The sequence below is a fragment of the Planococcus lenghuensis genome, from assembly GCF_001999905.1.
Taxonomy (GTDB): domain Bacteria; phylum Bacillota; class Bacilli; order Bacillales_A; family Planococcaceae; genus Indiicoccus; species Indiicoccus lenghuensis.
Genome location: NZ_CP019640.1, coordinates 2,675,505 through 2,697,318 on the forward strand (window position 1 = coordinate 2,675,505; position 21,814 = coordinate 2,697,318).

The window sequence follows — 21,814 nt, forward strand, 5'->3', positions numbered from 1 at the left end:
GCATCCATCAAAGTACAGAAGGAGAAAAAAATGTCCGATCAGCAATTGTCAAACTGGCTTCAACAGTTGAAACCCCAAACGAAAACCGCTTTTATCTCAGTATTGGTCATCGGATTCCTTACGCATACGTTTGTCTTCACGAATACATTACCAAATCATGACGGACTGGTGAATCTCTACAGTACACAGGATAAGTCAGACCTCGGCCGCTTTTTCCTGTCACCTTTCAGTGGCATAAGCTCTTATTTCAGCCTGCCATGGATCAATGGTGTTCTTTCTGTTTTTTACTTAGCGTTAATGGCAGCTGCTCTTGTGGAACTATTTCAGCTGGAAAAGAGAATTTCCGTTATCCTGACGGGAGGTCTGGTCGTCACTTTCCCGGCTGTTAGCTCTACATACGCTTATATGTTCACAGCAGATGGTTATATGGCTGGAGCAATGCTTACCGTCCTGGCATTACTTATCACAAACAAATACAAGTATGGTTTCCTGCCTGGCAGTCTGTTATTTTACTTTGGCGTTGGAGTCTATCAAGCCAACTTGCCATTCCTTCTTACACTAGTCGCCGTTCTTCTTGTGAGTGATATTCTAATACGCGGAATGAAATTGAAGGAATTTATCATACAAACGATTCGCTGCGGCCTGCTTACGGTAATCGGCATGGTGCTGTACGCAGTAACATTCAGGATTTATAGAAGCAGATCTGGAAATATATCAGATTACCAAGGGCTGTCTGATGTGGGGCTAAGCATTGATATTATCGATGAAGCCATCTGGCAGGTGGTGGGCAGGACTGGAGACTTTTTCTTCCGTGGATTCTTAACTGATATTCCTGTTACGTTATTTGGAATGCTGAATATAGTCGTGTTCCTGCTCATTGCTGCCGGCATTGTGTTGCTCATCATACAGAACCGATTATGGCAGGACTGGCTCATGCTGCTCATCGCATTTGTACTTCTTGCAGCGTTGCCGTTTCTATCCTACAGCCTATACTTCATTTCACCTGGCGTTGTCTATCATATGCTGATGGTGATGGCACTTCTTAGCTTTTATTTACTTCCTGTCATTTTCTTTGACCGACTAGACCTTCAGGTTTTTTCGAATAAGATCTTCTCATGGATGACAATTCTTGCGATGACACTCATCGTATTCAATTTCGCGATCATCGCCAATATTACCTATTTCAATCTTGATTTGAAATATGAAAAGACGACAGCTTTCGCTGGCCGGCTCGTTAGCCGAATCGATCATACTCCGGACATAGATGAAGCAGGTAAACTGGCAATTATCGGCAGAGCACAGACGGATTTACCACTCACTTCGGAGATAATTCCACAAAGCATTCCAGCAATGACCGGTTCATCCGGCGGTCTCCTGCTGACACAGCCTTATCTGTATCAAGCCCTGTTCAATACGTATTATGACCTTTCCTACAGGCTCGCTACTCCGCCTGAAATCCAGGCACTACAGGAGACCGAAGCTTACGAAGAGATGGCTGTCTGGCCGGCTGAAAATTCTGTTCGCGTAATCGACGACATCATCGTTGTGAAATTCGGGGAATAACTATCCGCTCAGTCAAGTAATATAGAATCTCTAAATATTTTCTAATTAACCCGCTAATTCATAATTGGATCGGCGGGTTTTTAAGTAAGTTTAAATGCACACAGTGAAACAATTATCAGTAATGCATTCAAGATAGAGTTTCGACCACGGTATGAGAATCAGCCTCCTTTTAAAATAATTTACAGCTAGTTTAAAAACAGCTGCTTTCCATCTTTCATTCAAAAAAATTTATGCTATAATCTAAATTAGTACAATTCATCCAATACTTTAGTCCTTATGTCAAAGGAGATACCATGAGAAAATTCACCGTCTATCTCATCTTAACGCTGCTAATTATCTTATCTGTTTTGTTACCGGGCACATTGCGGGCGAACGCTGTGGAAACTCCTGTGTCTGTTTATGCGAATGGCAGTCTGATTCAATATGATTCAGCACCGACTGTTGTAAATGGACGGACGATGGTGCCAATTCGCCATACACTTGAAGCTTTCGGAGCGACAGTTCAATGGAACAGCAATACAAAATGGACGACGATCACGAAAGGATCGGATACTGTCCAAATTCGGACAAACGATACAACTGCTTACCGGAACGGGGTGGCTTTCACCTTGGAAACAGCTCCTTTCAGTAAAAATAACAGAAGTTACGTGCCACTACGATTCATAGCAGAGACTTTCGGGTACCGGGTGGAGTGGAACAGCACTTCCCGTTCCGTCTTCATCACCGAGCCTCTGCAGCCCATAGCTGTTCCAGTTCTTATGTATCATCATATTGCTGAGAACGGAGCGAGCGGCTCAATCATTTCACCGGCACGTTTCCGTGAACACATGCAAATGATCCATGCAGAGGGTTATACGACAATTACGGATAACCAGCTGTATGAGAATCTAAAAAATGGCGCACCGCTTCCGCTAAAACCGATTTTAATCACATTTGATGATGGCTATCAAAGTAATTTTACATATGCCTATCCAACTCTGAAAGAATTGGGAATGAAAGCCAGTATTCATCTTATTACAAGCAGGGTTACTGATGGAACTCCTTCATATACGAATGAAATTCCTAAAATGTCATGGGCAGAGGCACAGCAATCAGGAGATGTATTCTCATTTCAAGGACATACAGAGGATTCTCACTTCAAAGGCGTGACAGCGAATGGCACAACCCGAGGTGTTATCACCGGCAGAATTATTAAGGCTGATGGTCAATTAGAGACCCAAGCGGAATTTGAGGAAAGATTGCTTCGGGACCTCACCGTTTCAAAACAAACGATTGAGGAGCGGCTTGGCCAGCAAGTGATAACTCTTGCCTATCCATTCGGCGATTATTCTGCAGATACCATCCGCATCGCCCAAAAAGCAGGGTACAAGATGGCCTTCACCGTCAAACAAGGTAAAGTTGAGTCGACTACTGCGGATCTGTTCCGACTGAACCGCATCACAGGTAATGGTCAGCTGACTGCAGACCAGTTGCGGCAAGTCATAAACCAATACTGAGAGATATAGCAATATTTAATCGAAAAAGAAGCAGAGGATAAGTTTCATCCCCTGCTTCTTTTTTTGATACTATGCCTGCATATTCTGTCTGACCCGCGCCATAACTGCCTCTTTTAATCCTACCAATGCTTGTTCACTGGCCTTTGCTGTAGTTCTTTTGACGCCGAAATAGAATTTAATCTTCGGTTCTGTACCCGATGGACGCAGGCAGAACCACGATCCGTCTTCAAGCTTGTATTTCAGAACATTCGATGCGGGCAACGTAATCGCTTCTTCAGATTGATCAGCAGTGAAAGTCCGGACGCCGGTCTTATAATCCTCAATTTCAGTCACCTGCTGTCTGCCGGCGGACTCGGGCGGTGCCGAACGGAAGCCGGAGAGAATCACATTTATTTGTGCGACACCGTCCTTGCCTTTCAGTGTCAGCGACTCCAGGCCTTCCCTATAGTAACCGTACGTCTGGAACAATTCCTGCAGCCCGTCATACAGGGTCATGCCTTTCGCTTTATAGAAAGCGCCTACTTCAGCAATTAGCATGCACGTCTGAATGGCATCTTTATCCCGCACGAAGTCCTTGACCAAATAGCCGTAGCTCTCTTCGTAGCCAAATAGGAAGCTTTTCTCACCTGTCTGTTCAAACTCCAAGATTTTCTCTCCGATGAATTTAAACCCGGTCAGTGTATCGATCGTATCCACACCATGGGCAGCTGCAATATCACGTCCGATTTCCGAAGTCACAATCGTTTTCAGCACGACCGCATTTTCAGGAAGCGTATTTGATTTTTGTTTTTCTTCGATCAAATAATGCAGCAGGAGTGCCCCGACTTGATTGCCGGTCAGCACCTCGAACGCGCCATCCGCATTCCGCACGGCGACGCCGACCCGGTCGGTATCCGGATCTGTCGCCATGAGAAGATCCGCGTTATGCTGTTCACCGTACTTGATGGCCAGCTCGAACGCTGCATGTTCTTCCGGATTCGGGAATTCAACCGTCGGAAAACTGGAATCGGGCTTTTCCTGTTCCGGTACGACTTTCACATGCTTGAAGCCAATCGCTTCAAGCCCTCTACGGACGGGAATATTCCCGGTTCCATGGAGCGGCGTGTAAATGATGGTGAAATCATCTGCCACTTCACTGATCACATCTGAATTGGCCGTCACTGTCTTCAATTGTTGCATATACGCCCGGTCGACCGTCTCACCGATGACTGACAGCAGGCCGGATGCCTTTAGCTCTTCTTCATTTCCGACATCGATCGCCAATTCGTCTTCCACGGCGTTTACGTTCCCCACGATGGCATCCGCCGCTTCGGACGTCACCTGTGCGCCATCTTCCCCGTACACTTTGAAGCCGTTATACTCCGGTGGGTTGTGACTCGCTGTAATCACAATTCCGTTAAACGCATGCAGATACCGGACGGCGAATGATAGCTCCGGTGTTGATCGCAGCGATTCAAACACATACGTCTGAATGCCATGCGCGCCAAGCGTCTTTGCCGCTTCCAGCGCGAATTCAGGAGATTTAAAACGGGAATCATACGCGATCGCCACACCGCGGGCTTTCGCTTCCTCACCATGTGAATCGATATAGCGGGCAAGGCCTTCCGCAGCTTTTCGGATGGTATAGATGTTCATCCGATTAATGCCTGGTCCGAGTTCCCCGCGGATGCCGCCCGTTCCAAATTCCAATGCCCGGTAAAAGCTGTCCTCAAGCTGTTTCGGGTCCTGTTCCAGTGCATGGAGCGCTGTTTTCAGTTCCGGATCCAATCCGCTGAATTGTTGCCACCTAGTAACTTCTTTCTGCCAATCCATTCAGATACCCCCATCAGCTTATACATAATTATTGTCCGATCTCTTCCTTGTTTAAGATGCTCTCCAGGTAAGCCAACACATCTCCACGCAAATCATCCCGCATAAGCGCATAATCGACCGTCGCTTTAATGAAACCGAACTTATCCCCGACGTCATAACGGAGTCCGGTGAATTCTTTGGCGAGCACAACCTGTTTTTCATTCAGCTTCAATAGGGCGTCCGTCAATTGGATTTCACCGCCAGCCCCTGGCTCCAGTGTCTCCAGAATATCGAAGATTTCGGGACGCAGAACGTACCGGCCCATGATTGCATAATTGGAGGGTGCATCTTCCCGTTTCGGCTTTTCGACGAATGAATCAACATGGATGATGCCGCTGTCCGTCTGCATGCCTTTCGGAGAGATAATTCCGTACTTCGACACATCGCTTTCCGGAACCTGTTGCACTCCGACGACAGACGAATTATAGCGCTCATACGCTGAAATCAACTGCTTCAATGCTGGATTTCCCGGTGAATGAACGATATCGTCTCCGAGTAGTACCGCAAATGGCTCATCACCGACAAAGCGGCTTGCACATGCGATGGCATGGCCCAGCCCTTTCGGTTCTTTCTGACGAATGTAGTGGATATTCACCATATTAGAGATTGACTGGATTTCTTTCAGAACATCATGCTTCCCTTTTTGCGCCAGTGTTTCTTCCAGTTCGTAGGATTTATCGAAATGGTCTTCGATGGCCCGTTTACCACGCCCACTAACGATAATGATATCTTCAATACCAGATGCGACCGCCTCTTCTACGATATATTGGATGGTCGGCTTATCTACAATCGGCAGCATTTCTTTCGGTTGTGCTTTTGTGGCCGGAAGAAAGCGCGTCCCAAGACCCGCCGCCGGGATAATGGCTTTTCTGACTTTCATAGAATCACTCCTGATCGGCCCCTTCTGCAGCAGGACCCTAATTTTATTAAGTTTGTTTCCTGTGCTATTTTACCATAAAACAGGCAACAATTGTCTGAATTCAATATGTCGTTTTTTCAGCTACGCTTGCTGAAAACCGCTTTTAATTGGCAAAGAAACCATATAAAAGCAAGAAATATAGTAAGCTTTGAAAAGCAAATTACCGTTGACTCTATATCAAACAGAAAAGCAAAGGCCGGATTCATCAACAGAATCCGGCTTTAGATTGATTATTCAGTTTCCACTAAAATAAAGGGCTCAGATTTTCGGAGTATACTGTTCCGTGAATTAAATACAGCAAAATGCAGTTCAGTTCGCGGTTCAATCTCTTCTTTACTAATGGTGAAAATAGATAATCCATTGTCAGACAGCATCCATTCCGACGGCAGGCTTTCGTTATCTCCATTCCGCAGTTCAGCATACTTTGGTGCACCTTTAACAAGAATTTTAAAGGCGTTGGCTGTTTCATAGATTTCTTGAACTTTAATAGCTGAATACAGTCCTAAGTGATATGCCGCACTCGGAACTTCCATTAATGTCAAGCTCACTTCCTCTACATAGCGCTTGCCATGCAACAAATCATGCTGGAGAAGCTGCAGATCTTTCATTTCTTCAGTCAAACCACCCATCTCAGCTTGCCATTGGTTATATGGAATGACGGAGTTCCCTTGTTCACGCATTTCATTAAGAATCGCTGTTACTGTATTTCCTTCCACTTCCGCCATATCTAAAACAATAGGCCCAAATTGATTCGGCGTGACATCCAGTTCCTGTGGCTCATCTCTTTCAGAACTCCAGATGAAATACGGCAGTTTATGGGTTGCGAGGAAATCTTCGTAATTCCCTGTCATATCGTTTGCAATATCTGCACCGGCCGCACCGAACACTTGCTCATTATTGTCAAACGACGGATAATGATCCCCAAAGAATACAACAATAGCCGGTTCCTCCCGCTTTTCAATTTCATCAATCAACCGCCCAAGCTCCTCATCGACACTGTGCATTTTCTCCGTGAAGCGGTTTAAGTATTGACGGGTCTCTTTTTGGAGTGTATCGGTTTTCAGAAACTCAGAATCCTCAAGCGGCGTATAAGGCATATGCGCTTCCGTTGACACTGCATGGATAAAGTCCCTCTCTTCACTGTTGTCCATAGCAGCAAGGATTGAATTGGTAATATGCTTGTCATTCGGGAATCCATGTCCTGAGCCATTTGGATAATCAAGGTCCATGAATTCTCCAGAAATGAACCGGTTAAAACCAAGCATTTTATATACATCTTGCCGCTGATAATACCAGCCGTAGAATGAATGGATGGCTGTCGTATCATAGCCTGCTTCCCGGAACTCGTATGCGACAGAAGGCAACGGATCTTTTATATACAATTGGTAGGCAATAGAGTTAGGCGGCAAAAATTGTCTGCTGAAGCCCGTTAGCGCTTCAAACTCTACGTTGGCAGTACCTCCCCCGAACTCCGGCGAATACATATCTCCGTGCAAAGAATCTTTATAAAGTTTACGGAAATTCGGGACTGGATCTGCTGCAAAGTGTTCCTCCCCGAATTCATATGGGTCGACAAATGACTCACTCATCAGAAAAATAACGTTTGGCTTTTCACTCGCTGTTCCTGGTTCTGGTATATAGGTGTCGCTAATTTCCTGAACGGCATTTCTTGAATAGCCGGATGGCGGTTCGATTTGTGTATTTTTCGCTAGTAAGGCAAAATTGCCGAATAGCCCGTTACGTGTCATGCCCACTTCAAGTTGCCACCACGTGTTCTCGAATTTCGCTTTTTGCATTGGTGAGTATGGATAATCAGTCCAAACGACGAACAAGAATGTAGCAGAGATAAAGAAAGCTGTACATTTTATTATCCAGTTTTCCTTATACCTTGGGATGACAAAAAAGATTACAAAAACAACAGCGATAAATGCAAGCCCAATACCAAAAAACATTCCTATATTAAAACCGATTGGATTCTCCAACCCGCCAAGTTCTCCAAGTAATGCAAAATCACCGATTGCAATCGGTGCATGGCGGAGTTCCATTTTCATTTTATTGGCAAAGGCGAACGCGATTAACACTCCGCTCAGCATTAAACTCGTTAACATAAACCATTTACGGGGCAGGATAAATAGCAAATTGAATAGAGCTAGGAGCAGAAGCATATTTAATACAAAGCGTTCCGAGTAATTGACTCTCCATTCCTCAAATGACATTGCTGTTACTTGGCGAACAATCACTTCACTCACAATCAGTGTTAAAACCGGAAGTACAATCATAAAAGAAAATGTTAACAATTGAACAGTCAACTTTTTCAGGCCTTGTTTATTCTTTCGTTGCTTTTGATTAGATGGTTGAGAAGCCATAAGAAGTTTAGACCCACTTTTCTATTTAACTTTAATTTATCCCTTTTTCTGGTACAGGTTTTTCTTTCTTGTATTTTAACATACCGAAGGTTAGACGCAAATAACGGGCAAATCATTTCCCGTATACAAAGATTCCGTTTGACATCCCGAGGTGTATCGGGGATCAAGTGAAGCAGTATTAAGATCAGCAAAAATTGCAATTTTGTTTACTACCCATAGTTCCAATAATTTTTGTTGATTTGGTATGTAAACATAGAAACAGGAGATGAAAGTATATCTTGCTTTAAATGTAAAAGTCGATTGAACCTTATGAGAAAAGAAAACATAATCAGTAAATCAAGACAGCAGCCAAATTCCTCAATTCTACAGAAAAGGTCTAACAAAAACGGCCAGTCCCTTTTCAGGGACCGGCCGATAATCTTCTCTTATTTTATTCCGCTGCAGATTTTCTGCGGGTGAAAAGAAGCACACCGCCGAGTGTTGCGAGCGCAAAACCACCCAGTGCATACGCTGGATTGGCCGTTGCTGTGTCAGGTAATTCCTCGCCTTCCGGCTCTTCTTCAGCAGCCGGCTCTTCTTCGTCCAACCATTCTTCTTCGTCCAACCATTCTTCTTCTTCAAAATCTTCAAAGTCGATCGGTGTCGCACCGTCTATGATTTCCTGCGGTACAGTGATCGGGCCGACGTTATTGAAGTCGCTGTAGGTGACGTCGATGCTTTGCGTGAAGCTGATGGTTTCACCTTCCGCTGAGATGTCCATATCGAGCAGCAGGGACATTTCGTTCACATAGTAAGTCTCTTTGTCGACGACAATTTCATAACCGAGTTCATTGAACGTAATGTCTTCAAAGAAGGAATCGAAAAGCATGTCCGTGTCTTCGCCGGCAAGTCCGGATTCCAGGATGCTCTGTGCGGATTCCATCAGTGATTCTCCGTCTCCTTCATAGGCCAGCAGGTAGGCATCGCCCAAGTCTTCGACAGACCAGTCATCACCGAGCGCCGCTGCCTGAGCCGGCAGATCACCCGTCATCGACATGCCAAGCAAATCCTCGACGCCGCTGAACAGGTCATCCGGCAGTTTTACCCAGCCATCGACCGGATCTTCCTGATAGAAGCCGTCTTCCGTCCAATACAGTTCAATCGTTTCTTCCCCGTCCGGGAGTTCCGTCGTAATGGTCTGATGCAGGGCGAACGGATCAAGTGTCACTTCTTCCTGACTGTAGATTGAAAGTGAAAGAGGGTCCTCCCCCTCAAATAACGGCATGGTCAGCTCGATTTGCGACTCACTCGCATAACTTTCAAGCGAAGCCATCGCTTTGTTGGACTTCTCCAGAATTTCGCCGGCATTAAGGTCTTCTGCTGCAACTGACAAAGGGGCTGTGATTGTAAACAGGGCGATTCCGCCCATCGGAATGGTTTTCTTTAACATCTGCACGCTCCTCTTCACGTTTTTAGAGTTAGCCTGAATCTGGATGACTGATTTATGTAACATTTATGCGGCTCCCCTAGTTCCCGATTCCCTCTTTTCGCATAGAAGAAACGCTTAATTTTCCAGTTCCCATGGACGAGTTGCCTGTTTTGCAGTCATGCCTGTTCCCTGAAAACCGACAGAGGCACAACTGCACTGACGACGTATTGGCCGGCATCGATGATTTCAGAGATTTTCAAATCGACGCATATACTCGACAATACATAGGCATTTTCCGGTTCAAGATTACGCATTTCCGCCAAGTAATCCACATCATTCACTTCTTCTTGTTCACAAATTGCAAAATGAATGAACACATCGGCTGTTCAGAGAGCAGAGAACAGCATATCCAATCAGTCATGACACGCCCGCTACGAATTCCGCCGGACGATAATCCGCCGGTCATCCGCCTGCTTCAATACAACCTTTCCTAATGCACGAAGCCGTTTCGTATCCGGACTGATACCAATTTCCGGCGACACGATCCGCTGCCGTTTCCGTTTCATTTCCTTCTCATACTTCCGTTTCCGCTCCTCGGCTTCCCGGTCCATCCATGTCCCCTCCTTCATCGAATACAGTTGTCAGCAAAAAGACGTTGATCAGGATATCCATACATAAAACATCGGTTTCATTCACCCGTCGTTCCGACGATACAACTTCCAGGATATAAGGTGTGCGATTGAATTCAATCGGGAACAGCGCCACTTTGCTGTCCGACCGGTAAACGGTTTTCATCTTTTTCAAATTCGCTTCTGCAAGCGGCCATTCCTGCGCGTCAAATTGAAGCTTGAATCCGGCAGGTTCGTAAGGGTGAAACGAAATATCCATGTCTTCAAGGTCTGCATATTGCTGCAGCATGCCTTGAAGGCCGGCAAGGTAATTTTGTTCATCCGTATAATACCCGATCACCGCATCGCTATTAATGAGCGCATGAACATTTTTCACACTTTTATAATCTTCTTCTTTTGATTCGGAAAACTCCGTAATGGCATCCGTGACGGCATCGAGTTCATAACTGCCCGCTTTCTTTATATATAACCCCAGAAAAATGAAGGAATCAACGAATGCAAATACGACAAGGACGATCACATAATTTTTCCAGTCCTCAAATAAACTATTCGGTTCTGCGGTTAAATAAATCAGAAAACCAAGCAGCAGAATCCCGTACCAGCTTTTCCGGATGAGCGATACGGTTTCCGGCCGAAAATCGCGCCGGCCAGCCAAAATGACATAAGCAGCAATCAGCAAAAAACAGAGCCACGCCCCAGCAATGAAAAACGTCTCCATAATATTATCAGCCTTCTTCGGTAGTTAGATTATCCAATATACCAGCCATACTTCTCCATCCAGGCATTCCCTTCATCCCGCATGTACTCAGCATACGCTACCGGAGAGGACAGGAACAGATCAATGCGTTTCTTAAGATGGGTGTCATTTCCTTCATAGCGTTTCATAGCAGCGATCACTTGATCGTTCAGTCCCGGGAGGTCCTTGTCGACATCCCGAAGCACTTCATTCGTATTTTCAACGCCTTTGCTTTCAATGCATGAATTTAAATTGTAGAAGTAATGGCCGATCTTATAGGCGTCATACGCCGCCTGCCGCTCTTCAGAGGGAGCAGCGTCGATGAATGCGTATGCTCGATCCAATGCCCCGACAATATCAAGCCGACGGGTATTATAGCTATGCGTTACGGAGTTGCCCCGCTGCAGGTAGTAACTCATGACTTTATTGATGAAGCGGACGGTTTTCGCGCGTCCCAATGCTTTCACCGTGAATTCCTGGTCTTCACCGCATTTATAGTCTGTCGTAAATCCGATACCTTCCCGTTCCAGGAACTCGCGCTTATAGGCGGCACTTCCTGACCAGATCCATAAAGTCTTATGTATCATCATATTATTCAATGCTTCTTCTCCGTACATCCAGTCGAAATCCGACTCAAAGCGGTCGAAATAGCGGCGGTATACGGAACCGTCCTCATTCACTTCATTGTATCCCCAGCAAATGATGTCCGCCTTCCCGTTCTCGTCTGATGCCCGAATCGATTCAATGCAATCGGCTGATAAGTAATCGTCTCCATCAATCAGCAGAATATAATCACCTGTCGCTTCAGCGATTCCGAAATTCCTCGCCCGGCTTACGCCGCCATTCTCGATCGAGAACACCTTGCAATCGAATGCTGCGTTTTCTGTGCTTTTCAGCACTTTCTGATGAGAATCATCCTTCGAGCCATCATCCACGATGATCGCCTCAAAATTTTTATCTGTCTGTGCATGCAACGAGTCCAAAATCGCATCAATATATTGTTCCAAGTTATAAACCGGTACCACAACACTGATCTTCATCGTGCATTTCTCCTTTGATGATTGATTTTTCTTTTTCTCCCTATTCCCGTCTGCCAGCTGCTGGTAAACGTCTATGAATAATGTGCCGATTCCCGCTTCATATTTTTCTGAAATGATGCCACCGTAGGAAGTGCCATTGTTTTACTTAGTCCGTCTTCCCGGAAAACTAAAAAAGAACGGCAAGCCCTAGCTTGTCGTCCTTATTATTCATAATGCTTGTTCAATGACTTCATCATCCTCATCTTCTTCATCTTTAAAGACACCGTCTTCACCTAATCCGTCCGTAATACCAGTACCGATTTGCAGGTTATTTTCTCCCTCTTGGATACCTGGGTTATATTCGTAAAGATCATTTGCAAATAGAAAAACACGCTTCCCAATGGATTTTCAAACCATTTGAGAACCGTATTTTTAATTTATTTACTATAGAGCCGCGAGATATCTCACGTAGTTTGGAAAGCGCCTATTTAAGCTTAATTTTCTCATTTCCGACTTGGATAAACCACTCACCTTGCGCGAACTTCTCTTTGGAAACTTCATAAACAGCAGTATCTGTCACACTAATATCAGGATTTAAATCAGATAGAATCTTAGAATTATCTATCTCTGTTTCTACTGCATAGGAACTGCTTGCATCGATATCAGCAGAATACTCGGTTCCTTTCTCATCCAATAAACTCACCGTCGGGTAACTGAACATTCCCACAGGCTCGTCTGATACATTTTTCAGTGTGTATTGAATAGCAGCAAAAGTTCCACCATCAGATGCTTTTTTGCCAAAGAAATCAGGATCGCCTATAGTATCCAACTCTTCAAAGACTGAAACAGTTACCTCTAATTGGTCGATTGTCAGTACATCCCCGATTTTGTATACTGTTTCTTGTTTTTCAGGTGCTGCGGCAGTCTGAGTCTGAGCTCCTTCTGTGTCACTGTTGGTAACAGTGGCAGTTTCTTCTCCCCCACTACCTAAAATACTGACGAAAGAAATAAGAAAAATAAAACCAATGGTTGAAAGAATCTTATGCCGCATCAACCAGTTTCTCTGGTCCTTACCACAGCTCGGACACTTCTTAACTCCTTTTGCTATTTCTTTTTTGCAAGCTTTACATGCAACTAACTTCGACAAACAATCACCTCTTCTTTTTAATTCCACCTAATGTTACTACATTATTCCAATTTAAACATCTAAAGTCATAAAATTAATAGAAAAATATATCCAAAAATTAGTAATAAAGAACCAAAAAGGTGCATTGCTAGTAAATTAAAGGCTCTGTTAAAGAATAATGTTGATTTTTCACTGCAAAAAATATGGAGCAAACATCGGAAACTCCTGCGGGAAAGCGAAGTGCCGAAATCCACTCGGGCTTCAATGCCCGAGTTAGTTCGGCGCAAGCCCGGGCAGCTGGCAAGGCGACGTCCTGTCGCGCCAGCTGCATGACCCGCTTCCTGCGGGCCCGAAAGTGGAGCTGTTTTTCGGAGTATCAACAGAGACATTTAACATAACCAAATTAAAAGGCAGCTTCGTCAACATCTGCCATGCAAATTCCTCCCAATTTTTTGCCATAACATTTATACAGCGCAGCTACTGAAAACGTTTCACGAAAATAAAAAAAGAACAGTCGGACGGCTCCGGCTGTTCTGCTTTCATTGCTATTTCTCTGCCAGCACACCATTCAAAATGAAATCGGTGTACATGTCCGCGAGTTCGCCAACGGATAATTCACCTTGCGGGTTAAACCATTGGTAGCTCCAGTTTGTGATGCCAAGAATAGCGAAGGTGATCATTTTCGGCTGCAGCTCTTTGCGGAATTCACCATTTTCGATTCCTTCTGCCATTACCTGTTCGATGTTATCCCGGAACTCGCCCCGCTTCTGACGGATGATCGCTGCGTTCTCCGGCGTCAAGTGCCGAATCTCACGGTAATACACGCGTCCGATCGGCCCCTGCTTTTCAATATCCCGGATGACAAGCTCGACGATTTTAACAAGTTTATCCCGTGAAGTTTTCTCCGTCTCCACAATCCGCTTCTGGCGGCTCAGTAATTCATCGATATACTGCAGGTGGATATCCATCAGCAATTCTTCTTTACTTGTGAAGTGATAATAGAAAGAACCTTTTGTGACGCCCAGCGTATCGACGATATCCTTGATCGATGTGGCGCTGTATCCTTTTTCGACAAACAGGTCGATGCTGTGTTTGATCAGTTCATTTTTCATGGAACCCTCTGCCTTTCTCTCCGGTCTTGCGGTTGCTTGTGATGCTAGTATATCACTTCACCTCCACCTGTACCCAAGAAAAAAAGAGAGAGCAAGTCAGCACTCTCTTTCGGCCCGTCATCATTCTCCTTCCATCACTTGCAGTTCACCATCTTCAATATAAGCCATGCGCAGCATGGAGCCGAAACCGCCGTCTTCACCGACGCTCGGGATAACATACACTTGCTTATCCTCCGGCACGTTTTGTGCTCCTGCGTCCATTGCCGCCATGATCGCTTCTGTGTCTTCAACCGTACCGGCTTCTTGCATCGCTTCAGTCAGCACATAAAGAGAGACGTAATGGAACGCGGATTCCGCACTCGGATTCCGTTCATTGCCTGCCGCTTTGTACTTCTCGATGTATTCAGCCGTTCCTGGGAATTCCGTATGGATAAGGGGCGTTGTTGAAATCGCGCCCTCGAGCATGCTGTAATCACCGCCCAGTACGGCCGCCATTTCATCAAGTTTCGCCTGGTCCATGATCAGGAAGCCGCCTTCAAAGCCAAGATCACGCGCTTGTTTTGCGACCAGAGCCGTCGGTTCAGATGGTCCGCCAATGAACATGACATCCGGGTCTTCTTCCAGGGCATTGGCAACAATCGTCTGGAAGTCAGTGTCTTTACTGAAATCGATTGATTCATTGAAGACAACTTCCCCGCCATTTTCTTCCCATACCGGCTGAAGTGCCGCCGCCCAGTCTTTTCCGTACTGACTTGCAGTCGGCAGGAAGGCGATTTTCTCACCGAAACGCTCCATTTCATATTCCGTGAACGGCTGAAGGTACTGGTCATATCTCGGTGGAATCCGGACCGTCATCGGATTTCCCTGCTCGGTCACGCCTGGCTCACTCGTGTAGCCCATGAGGATGAAATCCTCCATTTCATTGAATACCTGAAGCGCATAGACACCGCCGCTATGCGGTGTGTAAATGACATTGGCATCCTGTTCCTGCACAAGCCGTTTTGCGTTGGCAGCTGTTTCATTCGGTAAGTATTTATCATCCAATGTCTCCAGGTTAATGGTGTATGTCGTGCCATCGACTTCAAAGCCGCCTTCTGAATTGATGTCTTCCACGGCCAGTTCAAGGCCTTTCAATGTCTCTTCTCCGTACGAAGCAGCCGGCCCGCTCAGCGGACCGCTGAACCCGATTGTCAATTCTTCGCTGCCGCCGCTTTCATCGCTTACTTCCGCCTCCGTCTCTGCTGCGTCTTCACTGCAGCCTGTTGCCACCAATGCCATTGGAATCAATAAACCAGCAAACAATCCTTTTTTCAATGAATGCATGAAGTTTCTCCCCTTTTGTACGGATTATAATTAATCAAGCGGTCGCCGGTGGCCGGGTTCACCTCCTTAAAATCTCCGGAAACCGCGGCTTTCCTCAGGCGCCGATATAGGCTTTGCGGATGGCATCGTTCGTGAATAAATCTGTGCTATTGCCTTCAAGGACGACGGACCCATTTTCAATGACGTAGCCCCGGTCCGCGATTTTCAGGGCGGCATTGGCGTTCTGTTCAGCGAGCAGCACCGTCGTCCCGCTTTTATTGATATCTTTGATGATCGTAAACATCTGTTCGACGATAAGCGGCGCCAGACCGATCGATGGTTCATCAAGCATCATCAGTTTCGGCTTCGCCATGAGCGCCCGGCCGATGGCGAGCATCTGCTGCTGCCCGCCGCTGAGTGAACCGGCAGCATTGTCCCGTTTCTCGTGCAAAATCGGAAACAGGTCATATACTTCTTCGAGTGAATCCTTCAATTGCGCTTTTTTGCGCCGGTGCACAAATCCGCCCATTTTCAAATTCTGCTGAACCGACATCGCTGAAAACAGCTTGCGGCCTTCCGCGCATTGCACGGCGCCTTCTTTCACCATGCGGTCAGGGGAATTGCCTTTTACGCTTTTCCCGGCGAATTCGATATCGCCGGCTGCCGGCTTATTCAGTCCGCTGATTGTATTGAACAGCGTGCTTTTCCCGGCGCCATTCGCGCCCAGGAGGACCACAAGTTCGCCTTCCTGCACTTCCAGATTGACCCGGCTCAACGCTTCAAAAGCGCCGAACCGGACGGTCACGTCAGTTAGCTTCAGCAACGGAATCCCCTCCCAGATACGCTTCGATGACGACCGGATTATTGACGATTTCTTCCGGTGTGCCTTCGGCGATTTTCGCTCCGTGATTCAGCACCATGATTTTGTCCGCGAGTCCCATGATCATCTGCATCTTATGTTCAATCGTGCATACCGTGATGCCGCTCGCCGCCAGTTTTTTCATCAGTTCCGCAAGTCCCTCTGTCTCTTCCGGGTTGATGCCGGCAGCCGGCTCATCGAGGAACATCACTTTCGGATCCGTGGCAAGCGCGAGTGCGATCGCCACCCGTTTTTTCGCTTCCTGCGGGATGGCCGCAACTTGCGTGTGGGCGAGCTGGGTCAGCCCGACGAACTCGAGCGCTTCCACTGCCCGGTCGTGCGCTTCCGTTTCTTCCCGCTTCTCCCGCTTCGTCCGGAACACAGCATCAAACAATTTTGATTTCGTCCGCAGTCGGTGACCGACAATGATGTTATCGAGGACCGTCGACTGTTCAAATAAATGAGTCGTCTGGAATGTCCGGGCGATGCCGAGACGCGCTCCGATATGGACGGGTGTTTTTGTAATGTCCCGATCTTCAAAAAAGATTTTTCCTGAAGTCGGCCTGTGAAAGCCGCTGATCAAATTGAAGAATGTCGATTTCCCTGCACCGTTTGGTCCGATGATCGCCGTAATCTTGCCTTGTTCGATTTCAAAATCCACGTGATCAACAGCGGTCAGGCCGCCGAATTGCTTCGTGATGCCCTGCACTTCGATAAATGCCATCGTGATGCCTCCCGTCTCATTTTTCCGCTTCTTTCGCTTTCATCGGCTGGAATTGCTGCGGTGCCCGCTTATCCCGTCTGCCTTGGAGCTTTGCTTTCAGCTGATAGAATCCGCCGACGATGCCCCGCGGATAAAAAATGACAACAAGCACGAGCACCGGACCGAAAATGAGCATCTGGTATTCCTGGAACCCTTTCAGGAACTGCTCGAACCAGATGAACAGCATCGTGCCGACAATCGGGCCGGACAAAGTGCCGATGCCCCCGACGATCAAGTACATCAGGAAGTTGAACACCATCGTTGTGCTTGCCACTTCCGGTCCGATAAAGCGGGTCAATGCGGCATACAAGGCACCGGCAAGTCCGGCATAAGCGACCGAGACGACAAATGACACGAGTTTATTCACCCCGGTGTTAATGCCGAGCGTCTGGGCGAGTTCTTCACTATTGCGTATTGCTACATACGTCCGGCCAGTGAGCGACCGCACAATCCGAACGGCGATGACGATGGACAGCAACAGGAAAAACAGCACGAGGTAATACATGGCCGTCGGCGAGTCAAACGCGATCGGTCCGATCGGATCCGGAATCGGGATGCCGATAAGACCGCGCACGCCGCCGGTGAGGCCATCCCAAACATCAATCAGCAAATAAATGAGATAGCCGACGATGAGTGTGTAAATGGCGAAAAAATGTTCTTTCGTCCGAAGTGCGATTGCACCGAGCACCAGTCCCGCCAAACTCGTCAGCAGTACAGCTGCCACAAGAGCCAGCCAGAAATTCATACCGGTGCGGGTCGTCAAAAGACCGAGCGTATAAGCACCGATCGCGAAAAATCCGGCGTGGGCGAGCGATAATTGACCGGTGAATCCGGCAATGATATTCATGCCGTATACACTGATTGTGAAAATGAAACCGACAGTCATGACATGGAGAATGTAGGCGTTGTCGGCATAGATCAACGGAAAGACGAGAGCGAATAAGACGAGTATGGCGATGACGGTCCGCTGGTTCAGGAATTTGTCCATATCAGTAACTTCCCTTCGCGAACAAGCCTTCCGGCCGGACGGTCATGATGATGATCAGCAACAGGAATGCAATCATGTCCTTGTAATCACCGGAAATATACGTCGCCCCCATACTTTCCGTCAATCCGAGAAGAAGACCGGCAACAATGGCCCCCGGAATGCTGCCCATCCCGCCGATGATGACGACAACGAATGCTTTTAAAATAACAAGATGCCCCATTGCCGGGAATACGAGATTAATCGGAGAAGCCAGCGACGCTGCAATGGCGGCGAGCGCACCGGAAATCGCGAAGGTCATCATGGCGACGGCGTTCGAGTTGATGCCGACCAGGAAAGCCCCTTCCCGGTTCTGCGCCATCGCGAGGATTGATGCACCCATCATTGTCTTCTTCAAAAAGAACGTCAGGAGAACGACGCACAGAATGGCGACACCGATAATGAGGATGCGCTGTTCAGTGAGGAATACGCCGCCGACTGCCACCGTGTCGCCGAATGGCGTGATCATGCGCAAGTACTCCGTTCCCCACACAAGTTCGACAAGCGCTTCAAAAAACAAGACGAGACCGATGGCGGCAATTTTGTCATGGATCGGCGGTGCGTCCCGAAGCGGATGAAACACGAGCCGTTCCATCAATACGCCGAGCAGGGCGACAACGATGATCGATGCAGCAATAGCGATAAAATAATGGACACCGGTCGCCTGCATGACCATCAGCGTGACATACCCGCCGACCAGATACAGGGCGCCATGCGCAAAATTTGGAATGTGCAGAATGCCGAAAACGAGCGTCAGGCCAATGGCGACAAGCGTGTAAACGCTTCCAAGAGTGAGGCCGTTAAAAAGTTGCTGTAAGAACAAATCCATCCTCTTTCCTCCCTTTCCTCAAGCGGGCGGATGAGCACCGCCTTTATGAGTACTCCTTATTCAATCGGCCGGCGATGATGTTCTTCTGAATTTCCGATGTTCCTTCGTAAATGCGCGTGATCCGGGCATCCCGGTAATAGCGTTCAATCGGATAATCCGCGATATAGCCGATGCCGCCATGCACCTGCACCGCTTTATCCGCCACCCGGTTATACACTTCCGAGCCGAACAGTTTCAGCATCGCCGCTTCCTTGATCACTTGCTGGTTCTGATCGACCATCCAAGCGACGCGGTACATGAACGACCGGAGCGTTTCCACATCGACCGCCATTTCCGCGAGCATATGAGCGACCGCCTGATGCTCGATGATCGGCTGGCCGAACTGGACGCGTTCTTTTGCAAACTTTACCGACAGATCGAGCAGTTGCTGTGACGAACCGAGATTGCGTGCGGCAAGTCCCGCCCGGCCGTTCGCCAAAATTTTGAGTGCATTGACGTAGCCCTGACCGACTTCACCGAGCACGTTTTCAGCCGGCACTTCGCAGTCTTCCATGATAACTTCGGCGGAATGAGAGCCATGCAGCCCCATTTTCTTTTCTTCTTTCCCGACCGCAAAGCCCGGGAAATTCTTTTCAACGATGAACGATGTGATACCCTTCGCGCCTTTCTCCGGATCTGTCACGGCCATCACCGTAAAGATGTCCGCTTCCGTCGCATTCGTAATGTAATGTTTCGTGCCGTTCAAGATGTAGTTATTTCCTTTTTTGACAGCCGTTGATTTCAGATTGGTGGCGTGTGAACCCGCTTCCGGTTCAGTCAGTGCAAATGCGCCGATCCGGTTGCCGGCCGCCATGTCCGGTAAATACTTTTTCTTCTGTTCTTCATTTCCGAGTTCCACAATGCCGACGGTTCCGATGCCGGTATGCGCGCCGATCAGCGTCGTATAGCCGTTATGCGTGGCGCCGATTTCTTCATACAATGCACATTTTCCGACCATCCCGATACCGAGACCGCCATATTGCTCCGGAATGCTGAGGCCGAACAACCCCATTCCCTTCGACAATTCAATGATCCGCTCGGGGATTTTCTGTTCTTCTTCAATCTGCATGGCGACAGCTTCCACTTCGTTTTGAATAAAATCCCGTACATTCCGCTTCAAAAACAGAATATCTTCATCCAGCGTAAAATCCATTCAGGCATCCCCTTTCCTTAAGCCGGCACCAGGAATTCTTCCAGCATGCCGCGGAGCGTATCCGGAACCGGCTGGGATACTTGATTGATAAAATCAAAACACACGGCGGTAGCGTGACCCGAGGCGATAGGCGTCCCCGTTTCCGTGTCCCGGATTTCATGCCGGAGCGAAAAGCTTTTCGTACCGATCCGGTCGACTGAAGTCGTCACCGTCAGCAATTGACTAGAATAGGCCTGCGCGATGAAATTGCAGCCGGTCGCAGCCATGATGAACCTCATGTTCTCCCGGGACCCTCTGCCGCGGAAGCCGATCGCTTCAAAAAACTTCGACCGGGCTTCTTCCATATAGAAAAAATAACTTGTATTGCTGACATGCCCGCCGGCATCCGTTTCGCAAAACCGCACGTAGATCGTCGTTTCCGGAAGCTGTTTCATAGCGGGTCACCCTTCCCGTTCGATGATCGTGGCGATTCCCTGCCCGCCGCCGATACATGCCGTAATGAGTGCATAGCGGCCGCCGGAACGTGCCAGTTCGTACACTGCTTTCGTAATCAGGATCGCTCCCGTCGCACCGAGCGGGTGACCGAGCGCAATGGCGCCACCGTTGATGTTCAATTTATCGGGGTTCATATTCAATTCTTTATCGACGGCCAGCACCTGCGCCGCAAATGCCTCGTTGAGTTCGATCACATCGATTTCCTCAAGCATCAGCCCCGCTTTTTCCAATACTTTTTGAGTGGCAGGAACCGGACCGATGCCCATGATGTTCGGATCGACGCCCGCAACAGCTTGCGCGCGGATGACCGCGAGCGGTTTGACGCCGAGCGAATCGGCTTTTTCGCGCGACATGACGACGAGTGCAGAAGCTGCATCATTCAGGCCGGAACTGCTGCCTGCTGTGACCGTGCCGCCTTCTAAAAATGCCGGCTGGAGTTTCGCCAATGCTTCCGGTGTTGTCTGCGGCCGCGGATGTTCGTCCGTCTTGAACACGACCGGTTCCCCTTTCCGGACAGGAATCGTGATCGGCACAATCTGCTCATCGAACCGCCCTTCTTCAATGGCCTGCGCAGTCCGGCGCTGGCTCTCCAGCGCAAATTCATCCTGTTCTTCACGGCTGATCTTGTATTTCGCCGCCAGGTTTTCGGCCGTGATGCCCATCGGCGGATCGCCGATCGTGTCGGTCGACAGTCTTGATTTTCGGAATTTCGGCGGTGCTGCGCTGTACGCTTTTTCCGGCCGTTCCATCAAATACGGGGCGCGGCTCATGCTTTCTACACCGCCGGCGATGAACACGTCACCGTCTCCTGCCCAAATCGCATGCGCCGCTTGATTCACGGCATTGATCCCTGAACCACATTGGCGGTCAACGGTCAGACCCGGCAAATGGTCCCCAAGCCCGGTTTCGAGTGCGGTGAGCCGGGCGATATTCCCGCCGCCGCTCAATACGTTGCCCATAATGACATCATTCACTTCTTTTGAATTCACACCTGCGCGTTTCAGCGCTTCTTTGATCACTTCCGCCCCGAATACATGCGCCGGTACCGACGCCAATGCGCCGCCTTGTCGGCCGATTGCTGTCCGGACGGCTGATACGATCACTGCATCCCGCTCCATGTTCTTC

At 48.0% G+C, this 21,814-nt stretch carries 20 protein-coding genes; 2 read left to right on the top strand and 18 right to left on the bottom strand.

The annotated features are described in order from the left end of the window. Nucleotides 1-30: 30 nt before the first annotated feature. Complete coding sequence (locus tag B0X71_RS13685; RefSeq protein ID WP_077589948.1) at nt 31-1,563, top strand: glucosyltransferase domain-containing protein; 1,533 nt, start codon at nt 31-33, stop codon at nt 1,561-1,563. Between the two features lie 293 nt (nt 1,564-1,856). Continuing rightward, nucleotides 1,857-3,059: a stalk domain-containing protein gene (locus B0X71_RS13690; protein ID WP_077589949.1), complete on the top strand. Its 1,203-nt coding sequence runs from the start codon at nt 1,857-1,859 to the stop codon at nt 3,057-3,059. 69 nt (nt 3,060-3,128) lie between these two features. Here the strand turns inward: B0X71_RS13690 and B0X71_RS13695 are convergent, their stop codons facing one another. From B0X71_RS13695 to B0X71_RS13785, 18 genes are all read right to left on the bottom strand, one after another. Then, nucleotides 3,129-4,871, bottom strand: coding sequence for a phospho-sugar mutase (locus tag B0X71_RS13695; protein ID WP_077589950.1), 1,743 nt, complete (start codon nt 4,869-4,871; stop codon nt 3,129-3,131). A 28-nt stretch (nt 4,872-4,899) separates the two neighbouring features. Next, entirely contained in the window at nt 4,900-5,790 is an 891-nt protein-coding gene (gene galU / locus B0X71_RS13700; RefSeq protein ID WP_077589951.1) for a UTP--glucose-1-phosphate uridylyltransferase GalU, read from the bottom strand. A 269-nt stretch (nt 5,791-6,059) separates the two neighbouring features. Then, on the bottom strand, nt 6,060-8,108 hold the full coding sequence (locus B0X71_RS13705; RefSeq protein ID WP_198038606.1) for an LTA synthase family protein: 2,049 nt from the start codon (nt 8,106-8,108) through the stop codon (nt 6,060-6,062). 517 nt (nt 8,109-8,625) lie between these two features. Beyond that, entirely contained in the window at nt 8,626-9,687 is a 1,062-nt protein-coding gene (locus B0X71_RS13710; RefSeq protein WP_077589953.1) for a DUF6612 family protein, read from the bottom strand. Nucleotides 9,688-9,779: 92 nt separating this feature from the next. Beyond that, nucleotides 9,780-9,980 carry a hypothetical protein gene (locus B0X71_RS13715; protein WP_077589954.1) on the bottom strand — a complete coding sequence of 67 codons (201 nt, stop codon included), beginning with the start codon at nt 9,978-9,980 and terminating at the stop codon, nt 9,780-9,782. A gap of 54 nt (nt 9,981-10,034) precedes the next feature. Then, nucleotides 10,035-10,214 carry a hypothetical protein gene (locus tag B0X71_RS13720; RefSeq protein ID WP_077589955.1) on the bottom strand — a complete coding sequence of 60 codons (180 nt, stop codon included), beginning with the start codon at nt 10,212-10,214 and terminating at the stop codon, nt 10,035-10,037. Beyond that, nucleotides 10,177-10,950, bottom strand: coding sequence for a type II toxin-antitoxin system SpoIISA family toxin (locus B0X71_RS13725; protein WP_077589956.1), 774 nt, complete (start codon nt 10,948-10,950; stop codon nt 10,177-10,179). Before B0X71_RS13725 ends, B0X71_RS13720 begins: the two co-directional genes overlap by 38 nt. A 29-nt stretch (nt 10,951-10,979) precedes the next feature. Next, the gene (locus tag B0X71_RS13730; protein ID WP_077589957.1) at nt 10,980-12,008 is read right to left on the bottom strand and encodes a glycosyltransferase family 2 protein; all 1,029 of its coding nucleotides are present in this window, start codon (nt 12,006-12,008) and stop codon (nt 10,980-10,982) included. A gap of 463 nt (nt 12,009-12,471) precedes the next feature. Continuing rightward, nucleotides 12,472-13,134 carry a DUF4352 domain-containing protein gene (locus tag B0X71_RS13735; protein ID WP_232336698.1) on the bottom strand — a complete coding sequence of 221 codons (663 nt, stop codon included), beginning with the start codon at nt 13,132-13,134 and terminating at the stop codon, nt 12,472-12,474. 524 nt (nt 13,135-13,658) lie between these two features. Next, the gene (locus tag B0X71_RS13745; RefSeq protein ID WP_077589959.1) at nt 13,659-14,225 is read right to left on the bottom strand and encodes a TetR/AcrR family transcriptional regulator; all 567 of its coding nucleotides are present in this window, start codon (nt 14,223-14,225) and stop codon (nt 13,659-13,661) included. 120 nt (nt 14,226-14,345) lie between these two features. After that, nucleotides 14,346-15,548 carry an ABC transporter substrate-binding protein gene (locus B0X71_RS13750; protein WP_077589960.1) on the bottom strand — a complete coding sequence of 401 codons (1,203 nt, stop codon included), beginning with the start codon at nt 15,546-15,548 and terminating at the stop codon, nt 14,346-14,348. Between the two features lie 94 nt (nt 15,549-15,642). Further along, a complete protein-coding gene (locus tag B0X71_RS13755) occupies nt 15,643-16,350 on the bottom strand; it encodes an ABC transporter ATP-binding protein (protein ID WP_077589961.1) in 708 nt (235 codons plus the stop codon). Next, nucleotides 16,334-17,110, bottom strand: coding sequence for an ABC transporter ATP-binding protein (locus B0X71_RS13760; protein WP_077589962.1), 777 nt, complete (start codon nt 17,108-17,110; stop codon nt 16,334-16,336). The genes B0X71_RS13755 and B0X71_RS13760 overlap by 17 nt, the downstream gene beginning before the upstream one ends. A gap of 16 nt (nt 17,111-17,126) precedes the next feature. After that, nucleotides 17,127-18,137: a branched-chain amino acid ABC transporter permease gene (locus tag B0X71_RS13765; RefSeq protein ID WP_077589963.1), complete on the bottom strand. Its 1,011-nt coding sequence runs from the start codon at nt 18,135-18,137 to the stop codon at nt 17,127-17,129. A gap of 1 nt (nt 18,138) precedes the next feature. Then, complete coding sequence (locus B0X71_RS13770) at nt 18,139-19,002, bottom strand: branched-chain amino acid ABC transporter permease (protein WP_077589964.1); 864 nt, start codon at nt 19,000-19,002, stop codon at nt 18,139-18,141. A gap of 43 nt (nt 19,003-19,045) precedes the next feature. Then, on the bottom strand, nt 19,046-20,194 hold the full coding sequence (locus tag B0X71_RS13775) for an acyl-CoA dehydrogenase family protein (RefSeq protein WP_077589965.1): 1,149 nt from the start codon (nt 20,192-20,194) through the stop codon (nt 19,046-19,048). A gap of 17 nt (nt 20,195-20,211) precedes the next feature. Next, a complete protein-coding gene (locus tag B0X71_RS13780) occupies nt 20,212-20,628 on the bottom strand; it encodes an acyl-CoA thioesterase (protein ID WP_077589966.1) in 417 nt (138 codons plus the stop codon). Nucleotides 20,629-20,634: 6 nt separating this feature from the next. Beyond that, a complete protein-coding gene (locus tag B0X71_RS13785; protein ID WP_077589967.1) occupies nt 20,635-21,807 on the bottom strand; it encodes a thiolase family protein in 1,173 nt (390 codons plus the stop codon). Nucleotides 21,808-21,814 lie beyond the last annotated feature (7 nt).

Coding starts and splice junctions, on each gene's coding strand:
- B0X71_RS13750 (WP_077589960.1), bottom strand. CDS start 15,548: ATGCATTCATTGAAAAAAGGATTGTTTGCTGGTTTATTGATTCCAATG.
- B0X71_RS13785 (WP_077589967.1), bottom strand. CDS start 21,807: ATGGAGCGGGATGCAGTGATCGTATCAGCCGTCCGGACAGCAATCGGC.
- B0X71_RS13695 (WP_077589950.1), bottom strand. CDS start 4,871: ATGGATTGGCAGAAAGAAGTTACTAGGTGGCAACAATTCAGCGGATTG.
- B0X71_RS13685 (WP_077589948.1), top strand. CDS start 31: ATGTCCGATCAGCAATTGTCAAACTGGCTTCAACAGTTGAAACCCCAA.
- B0X71_RS13710 (WP_077589953.1), bottom strand. CDS start 9,687: ATGTTACATAAATCAGTCATCCAGATTCAGGCTAACTCTAAAAACGTG.
- B0X71_RS13760 (WP_077589962.1), bottom strand. CDS start 17,110: ATGGCATTTATCGAAGTGCAGGGCATCACGAAGCAATTCGGCGGCCTG.
- B0X71_RS13775 (WP_077589965.1), bottom strand. CDS start 20,194: ATGGATTTTACGCTGGATGAAGATATTCTGTTTTTGAAGCGGAATGTA.
- galU (WP_077589951.1), bottom strand. CDS start 5,790: ATGAAAGTCAGAAAAGCCATTATCCCGGCGGCGGGTCTTGGGACGCGC.
- B0X71_RS13770 (WP_077589964.1), bottom strand. CDS start 19,002: ATGGATTTGTTCTTACAGCAACTTTTTAACGGCCTCACTCTTGGAAGC.
- B0X71_RS13690 (WP_077589949.1), top strand. CDS start 1,857: ATGAGAAAATTCACCGTCTATCTCATCTTAACGCTGCTAATTATCTTA.
- B0X71_RS13725 (WP_077589956.1), bottom strand. CDS start 10,950: ATGGAGACGTTTTTCATTGCTGGGGCGTGGCTCTGTTTTTTGCTGATT.
- B0X71_RS13780 (WP_077589966.1), bottom strand. CDS start 20,628: ATGAAACAGCTTCCGGAAACGACGATCTACGTGCGGTTTTGCGAAACG.
- B0X71_RS13720 (WP_077589955.1), bottom strand. CDS start 10,214: ATGGACCGGGAAGCCGAGGAGCGGAAACGGAAGTATGAGAAGGAAATG.
- B0X71_RS13765 (WP_077589963.1), bottom strand. CDS start 18,137: ATGGACAAATTCCTGAACCAGCGGACCGTCATCGCCATACTCGTCTTA.
- B0X71_RS13705 (WP_198038606.1), bottom strand. CDS start 8,108: ATGATTGTACTTCCGGTTTTAACACTGATTGTGAGTGAAGTGATTGTT.
- B0X71_RS13730 (WP_077589957.1), bottom strand. CDS start 12,008: ATGAAGATCAGTGTTGTGGTACCGGTTTATAACTTGGAACAATATATT.
- B0X71_RS13745 (WP_077589959.1), bottom strand. CDS start 14,225: ATGAAAAATGAACTGATCAAACACAGCATCGACCTGTTTGTCGAAAAA.